The sequence below is a fragment of the Saccharothrix hoggarensis genome (genome assembly GCF_042678885.1).
Classification (GTDB): domain Bacteria; phylum Actinomycetota; class Actinomycetes; order Mycobacteriales; family Pseudonocardiaceae; genus Actinosynnema; species Actinosynnema hoggarensis.
Genome location: NZ_JBHTLK010000362.1, coordinates 1 through 4276 on the forward strand (window position 1 = coordinate 1; position 4276 = coordinate 4276).

The following is a 4276-nucleotide window of genomic DNA, read 5'->3' on the forward strand; positions in this document are numbered from 1 at the left end:
CCGCCGAGGCCCGCGAGGCCGGCCCCGACCGCCGTCGCGCCGGAGGCGATCAGGAACGTGCGCCTGCCGCCGTTCGCGGCGGCCGGCGCCGTGGCCGCGTGGTGCAGCCACCGGAACACGACGACGCCCGCGACCAGGCTCGCCACGGGCGCGAGGATGCCGAGCTGCCCCAGGTCCGGTCGGTACAGCACGGCGCCGACGCCGAGCAGCCCGAGGCCGACCGCCAGCACCGTGCCCGGCAGCGGCGAGCGGCGGGACAGCAGCCCCGCGACGGCCGCCAGGGCCAGCAGCACGCCCGCCATGCCGAGCAGCAGCACGAGCTTGTCGTAGGTGCCGAACGTCCGGACCGCGAAGTCCTTGAGGAAGCTCGGCGTGAAGTCGATCGCGGTGTTGCCCACCGCGAGGAACGGCGACGCCGAGGGCCCGACCACCCCCGCGACGAGGTGTCCGGCCGCGAGGGCGGCGGCCACGCCGAGGATTCCGATGAGGGCGGCGGTCCAGCGCTTCATGGGGTTGATTCGACACCCGGCCCGATCCGGTTCACCGAATCCGTAAGCGGCCGGTAATCCGACCCCGCGCCGCGCCCGCCGACCCGACCCCCGGAGACCTCGCCCGGCGGCCCGGCGGTCAGGCGAGGGCGGCGCGCAGGCGGTCCTCCTCGACCTCCCAGTACCCGTGCTCCTCGCCGTCGACCAGGATCACCGGCACCCGGTCGCCGTACTCGGCGCGAAGCTCGCGGTCCGCGTCGACGTCCTGGACGTCCCACGGCACGCCCAGCTCGCCGCAGATCCGCTCCAGGTCCGCCTTGGCCTGCTCGCAGGCGTGGCAGTCGACCCGGCTCATCAAGGTCACGTGGTGGCTCACGGCGTTCAGGCTAGGGGCAGCCGCAGCCGGGCCCGCGCCAGCTTCCCGGTCGGCGAGTGCGGCAGCGCGGTGGCGAACTCCACCACGGTCGGCACCTTGAACTTCGCCAGCCGCCCGGCGCAGTGGTCCTTCACCGCGTCCTCGGTCAGCTCCGCGCCCTCGGCGGGCACGACGACGACCTTCACGGACTCGCCGGTCCGCTCGTCCGGCACGCCGACCGCCGCCGACTCCGCCACGCCGTCCAGCTCGGCGAGCACCTGCTCGACCTCGTGCGGGTAGACGTTGAAGCCGTTGACGATGATCAGGTCGCCCGCCCGGTCCACGAGGTGCAGGTCGCCGTCCTCGTCGAGGTAGCCGACGTCGCCGGTGCGGAACCAGCCCTCGGCGTCCGGGCCGTGCGCGCCGTCCGGCCAGTACCCGCTGAACAGGTTCGGGCCCCTCGCCGCGACCAGGCCCGTGCCGGGCTCGTCCTCGTCCAGGTCGAGCGGCCGGCCGTCGGTGTCGACCAGTCGCACCTCCACGCCGGGCAGCGCGCGGCCGACCGAACCCGGCTTCGGCGCGCCTCCCGCCAGGGTCGTGGTGAGCACCGGCCCCGTCTCGGTCAGCCCGTAGCCCTCGTAGACGGGCAGGCCGACCGCGTCGCGCACGGCGTCCAGCAGGCCGGGCGCGAGCGGCGCGGCGCCGGACGTGAACAGGCGGACCGTGGCCAGGTCCTCGCGCAGCCGCTCGACCGGCTGGGCCAGGATCGCCGCGTACATCGGCGGCACGCCCACCAGCGTGGTCACCCGGTGCTCGCGGATCGCCGTCAGCGCCTGGTCCGGGTCGAACCGCTCCAGCAGCACGGCCGTCGCGCCCGCGCCCGCGACCTGGAGCAGGCCGGGGCCGAGCCCGTAGACGTGGAACAGGGGCAGCGCCAGCAGCACCCGGTCGCCCGCCGTCACCGGCGCGGGCCGCAGCGACGCGCACTGCTCGACGTTGGCCAGCAGCGCCCGGTGCGACAGCATCGCGCCGCGCGGCGAGCCGGACGTGCCGGAGGTGTACCCGAGGACGGCCAGGTCGTCGCCGGAGCCGATGGCGGCGAACTCCTCGCCCGGCTCCATCGCGGGCGGGGGCAGCACCACGACGTCCGCGCCGGCGCCCTCGCCGACCAGCAGCATCGCGCCGCTGTCCGCGACGAGCCGCTGCAGCTCGCGGACGGGCTGGCCGGCGCCGGCGGGCACCAGCACGCCACCCGCGCGGAGCACCCCGAACACGGCGACGCAGAACGCGGGACCGGTGGGCAGCCGCACGACGACCCGGTCGCCCGGTTGGACACCCGCGCGGACCAGCCGGTGCGCCTCGCCGTCCACGGCGGCGTCGAATTCGTCCCAGGTGTAGCTGTTCGCAGTCGTGACATCGACCAGTGCGACGTGCTTGGGTCCACGGTGCGCGGAGCCGCGAACCAGGTCGGCGATGTTGCTTGCGGAAGCGGCCAACGTGACCTCCTGGTGAACCACAGCGGACCTCAGCGCAGTCTGTCATGCGGCGGTGGCGTCACGCACAGCCTCCGTTCGCGTCGCAGATTCGAGACCACTTGCCGCTACCTACTACGGAGTAACAACACGTATGCTGCCGGCACGGCGACTCTGTGGAGGTGCCGCGAGCCGATGACCGCCAGGGCACGCGAGAACTCCGTCCGAACCAACCGGACGCTCCGCTCGAAGTGGAGTGCGGGAGGGCAGTCGAGCACGATCGAGAGCGTGGAGAGCAGCGCGGCCGGTGAGCCGTGGAGCCTGGTCCGCGCCGCTCAGGGCGGCGACACGGACGCTTTCGGCGCGCTCTACGACCGGTACGTCGACGTGGTGTACCGGTACGTGCTCTTCCGCGTCGGCGACCGCACGCTCGCGGAGGACGTCACCAGCGAGACGTTCCTCCGCGCCCTCCGCAGCATCGGGTCGATCAGCTACCAGGGCCGCGACGTCGGCGCCTGGTTCGTCACGATCGCGCGGAACATCGTCTTCGACCACGTGAAGTCCAGCCGCTACCGGCTGGAGGTCACCACCGCCGAACTCGCGGACAACCGCGAGGTCACGGACGGTCCGGAACAGGAAGTCCTCACCGACGCGACCAACACCGAACTCCTCCGCTGCGTCGCCCAACTGGGTGAAGACCAGCGCGAATGCATCACCCTCCGGTTCATCCAGGGCTTGTCCGTGGCGGAGACGGCGGCGAGGATGGGCCGCAACGAGGGCGCCATCAAGGCCCTACAGCACCGAGCGGTGCGCCGGTTGGCCCAACTGCTGCCCTCCTGGCTGCGGTGATCACCGTCGCACCGCTCGTGCTCGCGTAACCCCGGGACCTCCCGGTTCGTTACTGGGGCAGGATCGCTCGAAACGGTGCGGGATGGTTGGCCACGCGGGATGGTAGGCAGAGGGATCACGCCGCTATGGCGTCACAGGCAGCGCGAGCAGTTCGCCCGCGCGGTCGACGCGCATCCCGACCCGGCGCGCCCCGACGACGGTGACGCGGCCGTCCTCGACCCCGCCCGCCGTGACGAGGCCGACCGCGAGGCCGCCCGCCGCGACCCGGCCGACGGTGACGCCGGCAGTGGCCAGGCCCGCCGTGACGCGGCCGACCCGGCTCGGGCCGAGGACGAGGCGTTCGCCGCCGAACTCGCCGTCGTGGCGCTGCTGCGGAGAGCCGCCACCACCGTCGGGCCCGACGAGGCCGCGAAGGCCCGCATGCGGGCCAGGGTGCTCGGCGCGGGCGCGACGCCGCCGACCAAGCTGGACCCCGCCCGCCTCGACCAGCGCAGGCCGCGCGGCGGAGCGCGCGGGCGATTAGCGGTAGCCCTCGCCGCGGCGCTGTGCCTGGTGTTCTCGCTGACCGGGATGAGCCTCCTGCTCAGCCGGGACGCGCTGCCCGGCGACGCGCTGTACGGCGTCAAGCGCACCGCCGAGTCGGCCTCGCTCGGCCTCACCTTCGACGAGCAGTCGAAGGGCTACAAGCGGCTGGAGTTCGCCGCCGCCCGCGTCGCGGAGCTGGAGACGCTGGTCGACCGCTACCGCGACAGCGGCGGCGGCCCGCTCGGCGGCTACCTGACCGCGCTGACCGACTTCGACGCCGACGCCGCGGCCGGTTCCCGCGTGCTGGCCGCGCTCGGGTCGAACTCGGACCAGCGCACCCTGGAGGAGCTGCGCGACTGGGCTGCCTCCCAGGCGACCCGGTTGGCGGACCTGCGCGGGTCGCTGCCCGCCGAGGCCGCCGACCGGGCCGGGACGTCGCTGGACCTGCTGCACCGGATCGCCGAGCGCGCGTCGGCGCTGCACGCCCGCACGGCGTGCGCGTCGGTGACGTCGGGGCAGGTCGACGAGCTGGGGCCGGTGCCGGACCAGGGCGAGTGCGCGGCCCAGCCGGTCGCCCCCGGCACGTC

The 4276-nt window shown here is 74.3% G+C and carries 4 protein-coding genes and 1 pseudogene; 2 read left to right on the forward strand and 3 right to left on the reverse strand.

Going from position 1 to position 4276, the window contains the following annotated elements:
* The 3 genes and pseudogenes from ACFQ3T_RS34695 to ACFQ3T_RS34705 all read right to left on the reverse strand — a co-directional run.
* Positions 1-509: pseudogene (locus ACFQ3T_RS34695) on the reverse strand (molybdopterin-dependent oxidoreductase); the annotation flags it as partial.
* Between the two features lie 118 nt (positions 510-627).
* The gene (locus tag ACFQ3T_RS34700; RefSeq protein WP_380730055.1) at positions 628-864 is read right to left on the reverse strand and encodes a glutaredoxin family protein; all 237 of its coding nucleotides are present in this window, start codon (positions 862-864) and stop codon (positions 628-630) included.
* A gap of 5 nt (positions 865-869) precedes the next feature.
* A complete protein-coding gene (locus ACFQ3T_RS34705; RefSeq protein WP_380730057.1) occupies positions 870-2339 on the reverse strand; it encodes an AMP-binding protein in 1470 nt (489 codons plus the stop codon).
* A 171-nt stretch (positions 2340-2510) separates the two neighbouring features.
* On the opposite strand from ACFQ3T_RS34705, the gene ACFQ3T_RS34710 reads away from it, so the two are divergent.
* Complete coding sequence (locus tag ACFQ3T_RS34710; RefSeq protein WP_380730059.1) at positions 2511-3164, forward strand: sigma-70 family RNA polymerase sigma factor; 654 nt, start codon at positions 2511-2513, stop codon at positions 3162-3164.
* A 99-nt stretch (positions 3165-3263) separates the two neighbouring features.
* A partial coding sequence (locus tag ACFQ3T_RS34715; protein WP_380730061.1) for a DUF5667 domain-containing protein occupies positions 3264-4276 on the forward strand: 1013 nt, incomplete at its 3' end.

Bases quoted from the DNA above. Each gene is read 5' to 3' on its own strand.
- ACFQ3T_RS34710 (WP_380730059.1), top strand. From the start codon at position 2,511: ATGACCGCCAGGGCACGCGAGAACTCCGTCCGAACCAACCGGACGCTC.